Genomic DNA, 17,584 nt, shown 5'->3' on the forward strand with positions numbered 1-17,584 from the left:
CCAGGGTTATCTACTGTTCGTCAGGAAAAACCCATTTCGGTGGTTCTGTCATTTTCCGCTTGAGACGTTCTTCCGCAATTTGTAGCATTCTATCCAAAGAAGTCTCAGCGATAAATTTTGATGCGGCTTCTCTATACTCAATGTTTGGGCATTTATCCCCTAAAACACAACCGTTAATGCAGGCTTGCGCGCAGTTAATTTTCTGCTCCACTGTCAATTCCTCTCTGACTCTAAAATAGGGACTGGTGATTGGGGACTGGGGACTGGGGACTAGGAAAAGTAGATTTTGGTTCTTTTGTTGTGATTTTCTACTTTACAGATAGATTTTACCTTGCTGTATGATCTCAAATTAGTCTAAATACTTACCATTTGAGAATAAAGGCTAGTCAATAGTTTTTCCTTGACTTCTCCTACACCCTTATACGCCCACACCCTTACACCCTTCCCCCTATGTCTCAACAATTCGCCACGACTGGAACTATTGCTGCGATCGCTACGGCTGTTGTCCCCCAACAGGGTAGTGTGGGTATTGTGCGGGTGTCTGGTGTTGAAGCCATGACTATTGCTCACACTGTGTTTTATGCGCCAGGGCGACAAGTTTGGGAAAGTCACCGGATTCTCTACGGCTACATTCGCCATCCCCAAACACAACAGCTTGTCGATGAGGCTTTGTTACTCATCATGAAAGCACCCCGTTCTTACACCCGTGAGGATGTGGTGGAATTCCATTGTCATGGCGGAATTATGGCTGTGCAGCAAGTGTTGCAACTTTGTTTAGAAAATGGTGCAAGATTGGCACAGCCTGGAGAATTTACCCTGCGCGCCTTTTTGAATGGCAGATTAGATTTAACCCAAGCAGAAAGTATTGCTGATTTAGTCGGTGCGAAATCACTTCAGGCGGCTCAAACTGCTCTAGCTGGTTTACAGGGAAAATTAGCTCATCCCATCCGACAATTACGCGCTAACTGTCTGGATATTTTGGCAGAAATTGAGGCTCGTATCGATTTTGAGGAAGACTTGCCTCCGTTGGATGATAAACAGATAATAGCAGATATTGAGCGCATTGCCGCAGAAATTACCAAATTATTAGCCACAAAAGATAAAGGTGAACTGCTGCGTACAGGGTTAAAAGTAGCAATTGTGGGTCGTCCGAATGTGGGCAAATCCAGCTTGTTGAATGCTTGGAGTCAGAGCGATCGCGCCATTGTTACTGACTTACCTGGCACAACTCGCGATGTCGTAGAGTCACAGCTTGTGGTGGGGGGAATTCCCATACAGGTGCTAGATACAGCAGGCATTCGGGAAACAGCCGACCGAGTAGAAAAAATAGGGGTTGAGCGATCGCGCCAAGCCGCCAACACAGCAGATTTAGTCTTGTTCACCATCGATGCTGCTACAGGTTGGACAGATGAAGACCAAGAAATTTACGCACAAGTACAACACCGTCCATTAATTTTAGTAATGAATAAAATCGACTTAGTAAAACAGCAATTCATTAACTCTGTAGAATCTGCCCACAATATTACTCACATTGTCCACACAGCCGCCGCCCAAAATCAAGGCATTGATGCTCTAGAAACCGCAATTTTAGATATAGTTCAAGCCGGTAAAGTACAAGCGGCTGATATGGATTTAGCGATTAATCAAAGACAAGCTGCTGCACTTACTCAAGCTAAGGTTTCTCTAACGCAAGTACAAGCCACAATTAACCAGCAACTACCTTTAGACTTTTGGACAATTGATTTAAGAGGTGCAATTCAAGCACTAGGAGAAATCACTGGCGAAGAAGTAACTGAATCTGTTCTTGATAGAATTTTCAGTAGATTTTGTATTGGTAAGTAAATTATAAACCCACAAAAATACACATCCCTATATGACCATACAGCATATATATGTGTATTAGAAGAATGTAAATATTTTAACTTATTTATGATGTATCACGTAAATGTCAAGTAATACTGATAATTTGCTTTAAAAGCTATATTTTGTTCTCACTGTAATTTTTCTGTTTTGAATATATTGTATACTGTCAGTAGAGAGTACGTATATCTTCATTACAACATGAAAATATCTTAAATTCTTAATATTAAATTCATAATTATAGTAATATCGCGTTTCTAATAAAAAAAGCTTCTGGTTATATATTTTTTTGAAAAATAAATAAGTTAGGTTAGCGTAGGTGCAATAGTATGAAAATGACTTCATCTAAGATATTCTCCAAAGTTGCTATAGCTTTAACTGCTTTTTCATCAGGATTAATCTTATCTACACCAGTAGATGCTAATGAGGTGCAGCAGATTCCTAGTAGTTACATCAACATCAGGGAAACAACGTTTTTCACTCAAGGAAGAGAGAAATTTGAAGCAGAAATTAGATTTTTAACAAAAATAAATCAGAAATTAACGGACAATATTTTGAAATATGATCCACAAATACCCAAGCAACAAGAAAAACTATTCCTCCAAAAAAAATCTCAGTCATTTCAGGATGATTCTAATGTAAATAAATCAATATCATTGATGTATTGATAGCATTAGACTTCCATTTAAAATAAATAACAATACAAGTACACATTTAAAAAAAAATGTGTACTTTTAAAGTATGGTTGTTCTATTTTATTTTTAAACAGATAGGTAGATATAGCAGTCCTAAATCATCATGAGACACAAGATCCCCGACTTCTTTGAGAAGTCGGGGATCTGGACACCGCGAGTTCTCACAAATCAGATAGGACTGCTATAAGTGGGGTGTGTTAGGGTGTAATAACGCACCTCTTAAAAACCTAAAAAAATAGCAGCCGTATTATGTTTGATAATATTCCAGTTAAAGTTCTCGGTTGTTTAAAACCAGGAGAGATTACAGTCATCGCATTACCCGGTGTTGGTATGGGGGACTTCCAACTTAAAAAATATACTATCACTGTGTAGGCAGAGGGGCAGGGGGCAGGGAGCAGGGGGAAAAATAACGATGTCTTCTCTGGGAAATTGGATAATTTATTTTCTGGAAGTCCCTGGTAGACGGAGGTATTTTATGGGAAATACCAACGGAAATGATTCCCATATTCCTCAGAATGCCCAATAGTGAATTTATAGTAATTTGTGATAGACAAAGTGGTAATTTTATAGAGATACTACCTAAATCATAAATTAATATTCATATGTCTTATTTTGCTGAAATTAATCATGGTAATGCCCTAATTGTAGGAGCGAGTCAAGGTATTGGATTAGGTTTCGTCAAGCAATTACTAGAAGATGAAAGAATCATTAATATTTATGCAACGTATCGCCAACCAGAATCTGCTGCTGAATTACTAGCATTAGCAGATAAATATGCTCATCGTCTAACTTGTTTAGTGTTAGACATTACTGATGAATTACAAATTGCTGAAGCTATACAAAAAATCCGTACTCAAGCTGATAAATTGAACTTAGTAATTAACTGTGTCGGATTACTGCACGACGGAGATTTACAACCGGAAAAAAGCCTAAGACAAATTAATCCAGATAATTTATTACGTTACTTCCAAGTAAATAGTATAGGTGCTGTACTTCTAGCTAAACATCTTTTGCCTTTATTTCGTAATCATGAGCCTGCTATTTTTGCTACCATATCAGCTAAACTAGCTAGTATTGGCGATAATCAGCTTGGTGGCTGGTATGGTTATCGAGCCTCAAAAACAGCACTTAATATGTTGATGAAAAATGTGGCGATTGAGTATGGTAGAAGTTGTCCTAATACTGTAGTGATAACTTTACATCCTGGTACAACTGATACACAACTTTCTCGACCATTCCAACGCAATGTAGCAGTAGAAAAACTATTCTCCGTTGAACGTACTGTGAATCAGTTACTAGCAGTTATGGAAAAATTACAAAAAAGTGATAGTGGGCAATTCTTTTCATGGGATGGTAATAGATTGCCTTGGTAAATACCACGGTAATAAATAGCAAATTTGTTGCTAAATTATATGCTCAATATTGGCTGCGGTCTTCTAAAATATATTTTTCTTAACTTTCATCCTACTTCAACAGAAAACGTTAATTAGTTCTTTAAGGCTGTTGATCATTGTCATCTTTTCTGTTAATTTTTCAGTTAAGGTAAGTGTGGCGTTTATTTCATGCTGATTTCTCTATAAAATCCGTGTAGATATTATCATGAAATAAAGCGATCGCAATCAAGGTTCGACTGTGCAATAGAGATATACCACATTAGCTTTCAGAAGCATTGATTGAGAAGGTTTATAAAAACTATTCGTAAGAAATCAAGAGATTAACTTTCCTACTTTTGTGCTTTGGGAAGTATTTTCACAACCTGTTACCACCAGCCAGATAGCAAACTTCTCAGTTTTCTGGGTATATACAGTCTAATTCCAGTTCGATTCTGTTTTGTAGCTAATTTCTGGAAATAAATAACAATCAAGTTGTTTCCAGATGCTCAAGAATGAATAAACGGCTCAGGTTATTTTTTTGTTTAATTATTACCATTATCGTCTGCTTTGCTCTCTCACTGAAGTTCATAGGGACAGTTACAGCACAACAGCCAACGATTACCCATCCCCTCACAGCGTTAACAGCAGCAGAAATTAAAACGGCTGTAGAAGTGATTAGAAAGGAAAAACCTTTAACTGATATGGCGGCTTTCCCCCTCATCACCTTAGCCGAACCAGATAAAACCGAGGTTTTGAAATTTACAGCAGGTCAATCATTTACACGCCAAGTTTTTTTAGTGGTCTATGAGAGAGTACAGAATAAAACCTATGAGGCTACAGTTGACCTTAAAACTCAAAAAATCACTTCTTGGAAAAAGATTCCCAACGTCCAGCCATCAATTCTGGCATCAGAATACGAAATTGCTAGGCAAGTAGTCAAATCTGACCCGCGATGGCAAGCAGCAATGAAAAAGCGGGGAATTACAGATTTTAATCAAGTACAGATTAGTTGTTGGGCGGCGGGAATTTTAAGCCAGGAAGAAGCCGCCGCAGGTAGTCGGATTTGCCGGACTTTATTATTTTACAGGGGTGACAATTGGAATTATTACGGCAGTCCCATTGAGAGTGTACTAGCGACTGTTAATTTAAACACTAACACTGTTAGCAGTTTTATTGACCAGGGTGTAGTTCCCATTTCCCAAACTAATTGGAACTATGATTTACAGTCTTTAGGTAAACTGCTGTCACCGCCAAAACTTTTAAAAATCCTCCAACCCCAAGGTAAAACTTTTCAAATCAAGGGGAATGAAATCACTTGGCAGGGGTGGAAATTTCGTTACATGATGCACCCCCGTAGTGGACTGGTGTTATATCAAGTCACCTACAAAGACGGCGAAAATGAGCGTCCTGTGCTGTACCGCGCTGGTTTATCGGAAATGGTAGTTCCTTACGGTGATCCTAACCCCGCATGGTCATTTAGAAATGCTTTTGATGTGGGGGAATATAATCTAGGATTACTTGCCAACACAATGGAGATAGGAAAGGAAGTCCCAGAAAATGGGGTTTTACTAGATGCGGTGTTTGCCAATGAAGAGGGCGAACCTTATACTATGCCGGGAGTCGTGGGAATTTATGAGCGCGATCGCGGTATCTTGTGGAAGCACTATGAGTATAATACCCAACGTAATGATGTGCGCCGTAACCGCGAGTTAGTCTTAACGATGACGGCTGCTGTTGATAACTATGACTACGCCATTAACTGGATTTTCCATCAAGATGGCAGTATTGAAGTAGAAAACGATTTATCAGGAATTGTTTTGGCACAGGGAACGGCGGCGGCACAGGAAAAGTTTGATAATGCCTATGGACGGATGTTGGCAAAAAATACCTTTGGAGTCAATCATCAACACTTTTTCAACTACCGTTTAGATATGGATGTTGATGGACAAGCGAATTCCGTCATGGAAATGAACGTGAACAGTTTACCCATCGGTAAGAATAATCCTGTAGGCAATGCCATTGTCGTCGAAGATACCCCATTAACAACTGAAAAAGCTGCCGTCCGCGATGCAGATATCAAACATAGTCGTGAATGGATGATTGTTAGTGCAGAGAAAAAGAATACATTAGGATCTGCACCTGCATATATGTTAATGCCAGGAAGTAATACTGTGATGTTTTCAGTAGAAGGGGCAAAAATTCGCCAAAAAGCTGGTTTTGCTACCCATCATTTTTGGGTAACAAAATATCAACCCCAAGAATTATATGCTGGGGGTGATTATCCCAATCAAACTGCACCAGGGGAAGGTTTACCAAAATATATCGCTAATAATGAGTCTTTGACTGGTGAAGATATTGTTGTTTGGTATACTATAGGGATTACTCACGTACCTAAACCAGAAGACTGGCCGGTGATGCCTGTTCATAAACTTGGGTTTAAACTCTCTCCTAGAGGATTTTTTAGTCGTAATCCGGCAATTAATTTAGCTGAGTAGTATCGAAAGACAACAACAGAAAACTAACAAAGAAACAAGATTACCGACTTCTCAAAAAAGTCGGTAATCTGGATAGCCGGAATTCTCATCAATGAGATAGGACTACTGTGTGTTAATAAATAATAAATGTAGTACATTAAACAAAAAATTTTTTTCCTTATAGCTTCCGCCTCGCCCCATTCATGATTCAAGCTAATTTGTCAATCACCCTATTGGGTAATCCAATAGGGTGATGTGTTGTTGACATCTGACATTATAAATTTTGAAGACAGTCATCATCGCAGTGGCTAACATGATATCCTCATTGGCAATTAGGATGATATCTCTTGATGCTTGCTGCTTTATTCCATGTCTTCAAAATCACAGTTAACGCACAATTTTGACGGAAATTATGGCTTTAATTAAAGAAATTGCTCAACAAGCTTTAAGCGTTGGTTACTTAGGAATTACAGACCAAAATCAAATTAACACACTTTTACAACTTAATTATGACTCAGAAGATGTAGACGCGCTCATTCTTTTGCAACGGGCGATCGCTTCTGGTAAAGTCCAACGGGAATCACATCGTCAAAAAAGATACTTACCTGTTTCCAATCAGGAAAATAAAGCGAGTATCAAAATGGCTTACCAAGTCGCCGCCGAAATGACTTTTGCCGCCGCCGTGGCTTTGAGTATGACTAAAAACACTTCTGAACAACCGTCTCTCGGTACATGAAATTTCATCTATTGTAGATGAGGCTGAGACTCAACAAACTCCAGATATTGTTGTTTTGCCAAAATTTTAAAATGCTCAAAACAGCAGATTTTATCGCGTATCTACATAAATATAATTATTATTTTGGGATCAAGAACAACAGAGTCAATCTCTAACCCAGTAAGTTTGGGTTAAATATATTTCAGAGTCTGCTGTGATTCTTGAAATCATTTGCTCAAGAAGGAAACAGAGAACATGACGGAGTTTTTTTATAAATCAAATATTAGTCCTCATGTCCAGCAAAGATAAATTTTAATCACATTAACCCGACCCCTGCCGCTTCATTTATCCCTACTAAATAATTGTTCACAGAACCTCTGGATAGTAGCAAATATCTAAAAAAATAATTAAGTTTTCCGCAACGTCAGTATAAATTTTTCAGATGGGATAATAGCAGGAAATACCACGAGGATTAATTAATAGCCAATCTCCTTTGGTAATTTTCATTGCTTAACAAAGTCAGAGGTATTTTACAAACATAGTATAAAGAATTGGCAACATTGGATAAAGACAGTCAACAATAGCCATAGCTATACTAGGAACTTTGCTAACCTATGCAGCCGATTCGCACATTCAACGTTTCTCCTTCACTACCGCCAAGACTAGAACCAATGCGGAAGTTGGCTTACAACTTACACTGGGATTGGAATGTTGAGACTAAAGATTTATTTCGCCGCTTAGACCCGGATTTATGGGAATCTAGCCACCATAACCCAGTATTGATGTTAGGTACAATCAGCCAAGCGCGGCTTTTGGAAGTGGTCGAAGATGAAGGCTTCCTGGCGCAAATGGATCGTGCCGCCCGTCAATTAGAAGATTATGTGCAGGAACGCACTTGGTATCAGAAACAGCGCAGTCAGAAGCCAAAGGAATGTTACGCCTATTTTTCGGCTGAGTTTGGATTGGTAGATTGTCTACCGGTATATTCTGGAGGCTTGGGGGTACTGGCGGGGGATCACCTCAAATCTGCCAGTGACTTGGGCTTACCACTTGTGGGAGTGGGTTTACTGTATCAGCAAGGCTACTTTGCCCAGTATCTCAATGTGGATGGCTGGCAGCAAGAACGTTATCCGATTAACGATTTCTACAATATGCCCTTGCACCTAGAACGCAATCCCGACGGTTCAGAACTGCGGATTGCCGTAGATTATCCAGGGCGGAAGGTCTACGCCAGGGTGTGGCGCGTACAGGTGGGAACAGTCCCTCTGTATATGCTAGATACCAACATTGAACCCAATAACCCTTACGACCACGACATCACAGATCAGTTGTATGGTGGCGATATTGATATGCGTATCCACCAAGAAATCATGCTGGGGATTGGTGGTGTGCAGATGTTGAAGGCGTTGGGCTATGAAGTCACCGCTTATCACATGAATGAAGGTCACGCCGCCTTCTCTGCCCTAGAACGCATTCGGACATTAATTCAAGAACAGGGATTAAGTTACGCCGAAGCTAAACAGGTGGTGATGTCCAGTAATATTTTCACCACCCATACACCAGTGCCGGCGGGGATTGATTTGTTCCCTCCCGATAAGATTTTGCATTACTTGGGCTACTACGCAGATATTTTTGATCTCCCCAAAGAGCAATTTTTAGGTCTGGGAAGAGAAAATACAGGCGATTTATCTGCACCCTTTAGTATGGCAGTGCTGGCTTTAAAGATGGCTACGGCTTCTAATGGTGTTGCCCAACTACACGGCGTAGTTTCCCGTCAGATGTTCCAAGGGTTATGGAAAAAAGTCCCTGTAGACGAAGTACCAATTACCGCCATTACTAACGGTGTTCATGCCCGCAGTTGTGTAGCGAAATCCACTCAAGAGTTATACGATCGCTATCTAGGCCCCAATTGGTCATCAACACCACCAGATAGCCCCATGTGGGAGAAAATGGAAGCAATTCCCGATGAGGAGTTGTGGCGTAATCACGAGCGTTGCCGCTTGGATATGATTTTGTATGTACGGGATCATTTAGTCAAGCATCTACGCGATCGCGGTGCGTCTCCCTCGGAAATTGCCCAAGCCCAAGAAGTTCTCGACCCCAATGTTTTAACCATTGGTTTTGCCCGGCGGTTTGCTACCTACAAACGCGCTACCCTGTGGATGCGTGACATTGAACGGATTAAGCGCATTTTACTAGGTAACAAAGGCCGTAAGGTGCAATTCGTCATTGCTGGGAAGGCACACCCGAAAGATATTCCCGGTAAAGAACTCATCCGCGACATCAATCACTTTATCCGCGAACAACACCTAGAAAAACAAATCGTGTTTGTTCCCAACTATGACATTCACATTTCCCGCTTGATGGTAGCTGGTTGTGATGTCTGGTTAAATACTCCCCGTCGTCCCCGTGAAGCCTCCGGTACTAGTGGGATGAAAGCCGCTATGAATGGCTTACCTAATTTGAGTGTGCTAGATGGTTGGTGGGATGAAGCCGACTATGTACGTACAGGTTGGGCAATTGGTCACGGCGAAAACTACGAAGATCCCAACTATCAAGATGAAGTAGAAGCCAACGCCCTCTATGATTTATTGGAAAAAGAGGTAGTACCCTTATTCTATGACCATCGCGATGATGATGGCTTACCCCGTCCTTGGGTAGCCAAAATGAAAGACGCGATTCGCTTGAATTGTCCTTTCTTTAATACAGCGCGCATGGTGCGAGAATACGCTGAACGGGCATATTTCCCAGCTAGCGATCGCTACCACACCTTAAAATCTGATCAATATGCTCCAGCTAAGGAATTAGCAGCTTGGAAAGCAAAACTTGGTGATCATTGGTTTAACATCAGAGTCAAAGATATTGATGTATCTGCAAGTGCAGATATAGAAGTTAATCAAACTGTGGGTGTAAAAGCAAAAGTTGACCTGGCCACTTTAAGCAATGAAGATGTGCAAGTAGAACTATATCAAGGCGCAATTGATGCCAACGGTGAGATAGTTAACGCTGTCCCTGTCGTTATGGATTACCAAGGACAGGATACAAACGGCTTAGGTGTTTACACTGCTGATATCGTTTACACCACCTCTGGTTTACAAGGTTTGTCTTTACGGGTATTACCCAAACACCCACACCTGTCTAGCCTTTATGAACCAAGATTGATTGCTTGGGCGGAGTAATTAAGAAAGGGGTGCAGGGGTGCAGGGCGCAGGGGGAGATTTATTTGATCCCAATCCCCAGTCCCTAGTCCCCAGTTCCCAATCCCTTGGGGATAACAATGTAGCCCGTGGTGCGATCGCCTAGTACCAGGTTGCGTTGTTCTCCCCAGTACCACCAATAAGCAGCTACATACGCACAAATTAAGCTGTCTAGTTTATCTTCTGTGGCTTTGAGTTCTGTACCTGTGTGGGGAATTTCATCAGTTAACCAACTACCGATAGATAAAGCAGGCTCAAATTGAGGCAGAATTTCCACAATATATTGATGTAATTTGATTAATTCTAAGCGGCGTTCACTGATACGCCCTTTTTTGTATTTAAGGATGCGTTCTAAACCGAATAAATGCACTATAGCGGGATGGGGAAAGACTTCAATTTGATATCTCCCTGGTGTTTGCGGTGTAATTTCCGGTGCATGAAGATAACCACGGGATTCTAATTCTAAGCCAAAATTAATAGTCCGTTCTGCAAAGGGGAGATTTTGGTTAGCGGGATAACAGCCGGCGTGATATTTGCCAAAGTATTTGTGAGTTAGTTTATCGGGGAGACGGCTACCTGTGGCGTTAGGAATGAGGGTAGGTGCATCTACAGCGATGAGTGCAGATTCGTCTGGTTTTACCCAATGATCTATCCAGCTTAAAATATCGGCGATCGCATCTTGTCGTTCTAAATCAACTAACTCTAATTTTCCTTTGGTTAATTGTAAGCAAGATAACCCACTAGGTTGAGATTTCCAACCCAAATCAACACCAATAAATTTCATATATTTCGCCTTAGAGATATTGAGACTTTACTCCAAGAAATCAAAGCTTGGGAATAAGAGCGCAATCACCGAAAGGTAAAAATTGATTGGCGTTAGGAAGCAGGCTGTGTTTGTGTAGCTGCAACTTATACCAATTCACAAAAAATGCGATTCAAATGCAAACGCCAAAAGCTATGCTGAGTCCCATTTTCTTAATTTTGAATTTTGTAGGCGCAAGCCTTCTCGTAGAGTATTTTGAATTTTGAATTGGTATTACACTGGAATTTCAATTAAAAATTCTGTTCCTTCGCCCAGAACAGATTTGCAACTTAGTTTGCCACCGTGAGTTTCTTCGACAATTTGACGGGCAATCGCCAATCCCAACCCCGTGCCTTTGCCGACAGCTTTCGTCGTAAATAAATTGTCAAATATTTTTTGTTTAATTTCTTCACTCATCCCCTTAGCATTGTCAGCGATGACAATTTTAACAAGATTATTCTCTAGCTCAGTGCTAATAGTAATTCGGTTAGGACTGGCTTGAATATCTGCCATATTTCGTCCCAGATTCGACTCTTCTAAAGCATCAATAGCATTAGCAAGAATATTCATAAATACCTGATTTAATTGCCCAGGAAAACATTCTATTGGCGGTAAATTACCATAGTTGGTAACAACTGCAATCGCTGGACGTTGTTCGTTAGCTTTGAGACGATGTTTGAGAATCAAAATTGTACTATCAATACCTTCATGAATATTAAATGGCACTTTGTAATCGCGATCGGCACGAGAGAAAGTACGTAAACTAGTGCTGATATTTTTTAGCCTGTTGCACGCCAAAGTCATGGAATCAAGCATTTTGGGCAAATCTTCTAAGCTATATTCTAAGTCAATTGATTCGGCATGGTCTGCGATTTCTGCACTCTTGTTAGGGAAAGTTTCTTGATAGAGTTTTAAGTGTGCAAAAATATCAGCAACGGTGGGTTGAGCTTGTTTGATACTGGCAGCAATAAAACCCAAAGGATTATTCATTTCATGAGCTACACCAGCAACTAAGTTACCCAAAGCAGACATTTTCTCACTTTGAATTATTTGTAATTGCGCTTGTTGCAAGGCAAGTTCTGCTTGTTTGCGATCGCTAATATTTTTGACAAATGCACAGTTGTACTCTTCGCCTTCCAGTTCAAGGTAGTTAACCGTTACTTCCACCGGATAGCTATGCCCTGATTTGTTGAAATTGTCAGCCTCAAAGACAAATGAACCCTTCTGTTTAAGCTCCTGCCAATGCTTTTCCCAAATTTCCGATGAAAGTTCTGGATTGAAGTCCCACACGTATCTTTGCAAAATCTCAGTTCGAGAATAGCCTAGATCGTGGCAGGCAGCATCATTAACATAAGAAATCTTTCCGCTCGGTTTAACCCACCAGATCGGCACGCTAGAACGATCAATGGCAAACTGAGTCAGTCTGAAAGATTTCTCAGCTTGTTTGCGTTCGCTAATGTCAATCACTACCCCATCCCATACAGTTACCCCATCGGCTCGTCGGGTTGGCCTGGAAGCAAATTGCACCCATTTCACCTTTCCCGAAGGCAAGACAAGGCGACATTCTTGTCTAAAAGGTGTGAGATTTTGTGCAGAGTCGGTGAGGGCTTCTACCATTGCTGCGTGATCATCAGGATGGTGCATTGTATAAAGATTATGTATCCCCGCCATTACCAACTCTGGATCTAACTCATACAAGTCCCAACAGCCAGAACTAACGTAGGGTGTAGAAGTGGAACCATCCGCAGCCAGATGGAATTGGTATACCATCCCCGGAATATTATTGGCCAAATTTTGAAAGCGGATTTCATTAGCCTGCAATTGTGTGAGAGATTGTGTCAATTTTTGGGCATAATTCTGGGAATTTTCATAAAGTCGGGCATTTTCTAGGGAAATTGCAGCTTGAGTGCAAAGTAAATTCAGGAGTTCCACGCGATCGCTTGTAAATGCCCCCGTGACTAAACTATTTTCCAGATATAAAATGCCTCGCAACTTGCCTTGATACAAAATTGGACTACACAAAATACTTTTAGGCTGCTGTTGCTGAATATAGGGGTCATTGATAAATTGCGGATGTACCCTAGCATCCACAATTACTATTGGTTTTAAACTGCGTTTGACAGTATGAATTAAGCCAACTGGTACATCAACCGAGTCCTCAACAGGCTGTGGGTTGAGCAGCATAGGATAAAAATCGATGTTGTTACCAGAAAGCTTGGCCAAAGCTTGAATTTGCAGTTGATCGGACTGCGGCATCATAAATACACATCGATCAGATCCAGCATTTTTAATCACGATAGAAAGCAGTACCGAGAGCAGTTTTTCCAATTCGATTTCACTGGAAATGGTTTGGTAAGCTTTGAAAATGACACCTAAATCAAGAGATGTAGACACACTGCTACTACTAGAAGGATGGGAACTGGTGGAGGTGCTGGTGCTATTCCCTAATGCAAAGATAGTTTCATTTGTGGAGATAGGAGATTGAGTTTGCTCAAAGATGGGAGCGAGTAGTTGGGGATACCTTCTTTCTAAATCGGCAACTTTCGCTTTTGCGCCCCAACAAGCATAGCCGTAGTAGGCTTGAATCATGTATTCCTCAGCCATCCGTTTTTTGCCCCAGTCGAGATAAAACTTGGCGGCGAGTTCGTTGGCCAGGCTTTCTTCTTGGATATAGCCGTTAGCTTTGGCAAGAGCAATAGCACAATCATAAAATTCCATTGCTTCTTTTCGATTCCCCAACACTCGATACCACTCTGCTGCTACCAGATCATATTTGTGTTGGAAATTTATGGGTGCGTGCGTTGCCCAGTATTTGAGAATTTCTTGGTTACTAGCGATGCGTTCTTCTATCTGCTGTTGTTCCGGTACTGAGAGTTGTTCAAATACTGCCAGTTGCGCTAAAGACTCATAAAAATGAAAGATCGGTACATAAACAAAAGCCATAACAGCATCTAAATACTGTCTTGCTTGTTGGGCTTGTTGTACGGCTGGGGCAAACTCAGCGAATAGATAGGAAACAATTAGTTTGTTAATCCACAGCAATGCTAATCCAGTGCGATCGCTTGCCGCTTCATGCAATGGCAATTGTTGCTGTTCATTGTAAGCTGTACCACTCAAAACCACAGGATTATCTGCATACCCCGTTAAATTCAGGATAATTTGTCGAGCTAATAGACAATAAGTGTGTGTGAGATTTTGCTTAAGGTGAGCAAGTGCTTGACAATAGGCATCAGATTCTAGTTCTAACTGAGTTAAATTTTGTCCCGCAAAATGGGAATATAATACGTAGTTATACGCGCAATAACCAGTAAAAGCCAGATCGCCTGCGTCCAAACAACTAGAATAGGCATGTTGTAAAGGTTGTAGAGTCTCACGCAAATGCGTTTTTCCATGTCTAGTGTAAAGATAGACCAGTGTTAAAGTTTTGCCTTTGAATTGAGAATTGGGATCTCGATATAGTAAATCAAGAGCTAACTGACCAAATTCATAGCCTAATTCCAAGTTGCCTACGATACCACATAGCAATATTCCATAAGAAGCATAGGTAAAGGGTGATGTTGACTCATTGCCATAGACAACCGATAGATAAACCTTTTTTAAAATCACCACTAAATATAAAAGCGGCTGAGATAGATAAGCCGCAGGTGCTAGTGATGTTAAAATTCGTGCTGCTGCCAGAATATTGTTATCTGTTACAGATGGGAGGTTGAGTAATTCAGCAGGTGAGTGTCCCTCAAGAACATGAGCCACAGCATCAAAGGCAGCTGTGACATCTGCTTGACTAGGTTCCGAAGGCAGTTCCACTTGTAATTGCCCAAGAATATTAATTGCAGCTGCGATCGCATCAGTAATCTGAGCTTGAGTAGTGAAAGCATCAATGATCACCCCGTACACACTCACCATATCTAATGGCGTTTTGGCATGGTCGAGAACCAGGTCAGTAAATGCTTGCATCTGTTGCAAATCACCAATCAGATGAGATGTTTCTGCCGCTATTTGATGCAGTTCCAAAGTCAAGTGATATTGAGTTTGCCAGCTATCTTCAGCCAGTACATCTATACCTTTCTGGGCATATTGAAAAGCTGCAACATAGGCTGTGGCAATTTTGGCTTTGCGACTTGCTAAAAGGTTGTACTCCGCTAAGGCTTGCCGTTCTGTGGATTGGGTGAGTAATTCTTTTGCCAGATTTAGTTGATTGACGATCGCAAAAATGCCATCTTCTAGGTTGGCTGCTGGTGTATTGTTTAGCAGTAATTGCCCAATCTTTAAGTGAACAGATTGTATTTCTTGGGGTGGAATTAAAGAATAAGCTGCTTGTTGTACTCGGTCATGTAAAAATTTGTATTCAACTGTCATTTGTCCTGGTTGTACTTCTTCTACAAATGACAAATTACCCTTGACTGATGACTCTTGTTGATAAAACTTATAAACTTCACTAATAGGTAAAATTAATCCTTCTTGTAATGCTTTCCACAAAGCAGATGCCGTTTCAATTTCTGATTGTTCTGAAACAATAGCTAAAGTTGCTAAATCAAAAGAGTTACCAATACAAGCTGCTAATTTGATGACTTGTTGAGTTGATAGCGGTAGTTTTCGCAATTGAAAACTCATAAAAGCCACAATGTCATCTGTAACCGCTTGAGTTGCCACTTGTGCGATGTCACATTCCCAGCCTCCTGAGGGAGAAAATCTAATTAATCCATCTTGATATAATGCTTTGAGAAACTGGGTGACGAAAAATGGATTACCTTGAGTTTTTTGATAAAGCAATACAGAAAGATTCCATGCCAAATTTTCTGTACATTTGAGAGTGTCAGCGACTAATTTATTTACTTGTTCTTGAGTTAGTGGTAGTAAAGTAATCGTATTAATTGTTGCTTGTTTTTTAGTAATTTCACCCAATGTCAACATTAATGGATGTCCTGGGCTGACTTCGTTATCACGGTATGCACCAATGATGAACAGATGACTTGTATCAACCATTAATAGCTGGATTAAGTTCAGTGATGCCGAATCTGCCCATTGCAAATCATCCAAAAACATCACTAAGGGATGTTCTGCACTGGCAAAGACTTGAGTAAATTTGTGAAATAATAAATTAAATCGATTTTGCGCTGCTGTTCCTGATAATTCCACAGCTAGTGGTTGTTCACCAATAATTTTTGATAATTCGGGGATGACTTCAATAATTACCTGTCCATTTTCGCCAATAGCATTTAAGATTTTGGTTTTCCATTGCCCTATTTGGACATCGCTTTCGGTGAGCAATTGAGTCATTAAATCTCGGAATGCTTGCACAAAGGCACTGAAGGGAATATTACGCCCAAATTGGTCATATTTCCCTTTAATAAAATAACCGCGTTGTCTCACAATTGGTTTGTGAACTTCATTGACAACCGCCGTTTTGCCAATTCCAGAGAAACCAGCGACGAGCATCATTTCGGTTTCACCCTGGCTGACTCTATCAAAGGCTGCCAGCAGGGTTTTAACTTCAGCTTCTCGGCCATAGAGTTTATCAGGCATGATGAAGCGATCGCACACGTCCCTGGTGGCGATTTCAAAGGATGTTATGCCACCTGTTGTTTCTAGCTGTTGTAAACAATTCTCTAAGTCAAACTTTAACCCTAATGCACTTTGATATCTATCCTCAGCATTTTTCGCCATCAATTTCAGGACAATCTCACCCAGAACTGAAGGAAGTTGTGTTTTGGGATTACTTAACTTTTCTGGAATTTTTGCTAAATGAGAATGTACCAACTCCATTGGATCATTTGATGCAAAAGGTAATTCTCCTGTGAGTAATTCATAAAAAGTGACACCCAAAGAATAGAAGTCTGTGCGATAATCAATCCCGCGATTCATTCTCCCTGTTTGTTCGGGAGATATATAAGCTAGTGTCCCTTCTAAAACATTAGGATTGACTAGTGTTTGGGTTTCTCGTGGAAGTAAAGATGCAATGCTAAAGTCAATTAATTTAACTTGTTTAGTTTCGGGATTAATTAATATATTGCTGGGTTTAATATCTTTATGAATGATGCGCTCACGGTAGAGTATGTTTAAAGTGTCGCATAAAGCGATCGCTATCATTAAAAACTCTTTTAAAAACGCAGAACTTTGATTTTGGGCGAAATAATCATTCAGAGAAATTCCCCCAAAGTCTTCCATAACTAGGATATAGCCATTTTGGAAGGGTTCTAGGCTATAGGTTTGAATAATCGAAGGTGAATGGAGATTTTTCGCAATGGTGTACTGATTGCGAAACGACAAGATTTCATGGAAGCTAGGAAAAGGATTTTTCAGTAATTTAATCGCTACTGGTACTAAGTCGGATTCTCTCACTGCTCGATAAACTTGGGTTCTAGAACCACTGTAGAGTTCTTCGATGATGCGATATCCAAGAATACTAGCAACAGCACTAACCATACAGCTAAATCCTCACAATTTCTAGTGGATTTAGTATTCCCAAAT

9 protein-coding genes are annotated in these 17,584 nt (G+C 40.5%); 6 read left to right on the plus strand and 3 right to left on the minus strand.

Annotated elements, in window-relative coordinates; all coding sequences use genetic code 11:
- Window positions 1-10: 10 nt before the first annotated feature.
- The gene (locus tag CLI64_RS12010) at window positions 11-211 is read right to left on the minus strand and encodes a hypothetical protein (RefSeq protein WP_103137446.1); all 201 of its coding nucleotides are present in this window, start codon (window positions 209-211) and stop codon (window positions 11-13) included.
- A gap of 239 nt (window positions 212-450) precedes the next feature.
- Here CLI64_RS12010 and mnmE point away from each other — a divergent pair, with 239 nt between their 5' ends.
- From mnmE to glgP, 6 genes are all read left to right on the plus strand, one after another.
- Window positions 451-1,842: a tRNA uridine-5-carboxymethylaminomethyl(34) synthesis GTPase MnmE gene (gene mnmE, locus CLI64_RS12015; RefSeq protein WP_103137447.1), complete on the plus strand. Its 1,392-nt coding sequence runs from the start codon at window positions 451-453 to the stop codon at window positions 1,840-1,842.
- A 347-nt stretch (window positions 1,843-2,189) separates the two neighbouring features.
- Window positions 2,190-2,528 carry a hypothetical protein gene (locus CLI64_RS12020; RefSeq protein ID WP_103137448.1) on the plus strand — a complete coding sequence of 113 codons (339 nt, stop codon included), beginning with the start codon at window positions 2,190-2,192 and terminating at the stop codon, window positions 2,526-2,528.
- A gap of 629 nt (window positions 2,529-3,157) precedes the next feature.
- Window positions 3,158-3,928, plus strand: a complete 771-nt coding sequence (locus CLI64_RS12025) for an SDR family NAD(P)-dependent oxidoreductase (protein ID WP_103137449.1) — start codon at window positions 3,158-3,160, stop codon at window positions 3,926-3,928.
- Window positions 3,929-4,440: 512 nt separating this feature from the next.
- A complete protein-coding gene (locus CLI64_RS12030) occupies window positions 4,441-6,423 on the plus strand; it encodes a primary-amine oxidase (RefSeq protein WP_103137450.1) in 1,983 nt (660 codons plus the stop codon).
- A gap of 391 nt (window positions 6,424-6,814) precedes the next feature.
- Complete coding sequence (locus CLI64_RS12035) at window positions 6,815-7,138, plus strand: hypothetical protein (protein WP_103137451.1); 324 nt, start codon at window positions 6,815-6,817, stop codon at window positions 7,136-7,138.
- A 593-nt stretch (window positions 7,139-7,731) separates the two neighbouring features.
- Window positions 7,732-10,296: an alpha-glucan family phosphorylase gene (gene glgP / locus CLI64_RS12040; RefSeq protein ID WP_103137452.1), complete on the plus strand. Its 2,565-nt coding sequence runs from the start codon at window positions 7,732-7,734 to the stop codon at window positions 10,294-10,296.
- Window positions 10,297-10,360: 64 nt separating this feature from the next.
- Here glgP and CLI64_RS12045 read toward each other — a convergent pair whose 3' ends face one another.
- Window positions 10,361-11,098, minus strand: a complete 738-nt coding sequence (locus CLI64_RS12045; RefSeq protein ID WP_103137453.1) for a DUF429 domain-containing protein — start codon at window positions 11,096-11,098, stop codon at window positions 10,361-10,363.
- A gap of 252 nt (window positions 11,099-11,350) precedes the next feature.
- Window positions 11,351-17,539, minus strand: a complete 6,189-nt coding sequence (locus CLI64_RS12050; protein ID WP_103137454.1) for a trifunctional serine/threonine-protein kinase/ATP-binding protein/sensor histidine kinase — start codon at window positions 17,537-17,539, stop codon at window positions 11,351-11,353.
- Window positions 17,540-17,584 lie beyond the last annotated feature (45 nt).

It is taken from the genome of Nostoc sp. CENA543 (assembly GCF_002896875.1).
Lineage (GTDB): Bacteria > Cyanobacteriota > Cyanobacteriia > Cyanobacteriales > Nostocaceae > Trichormus.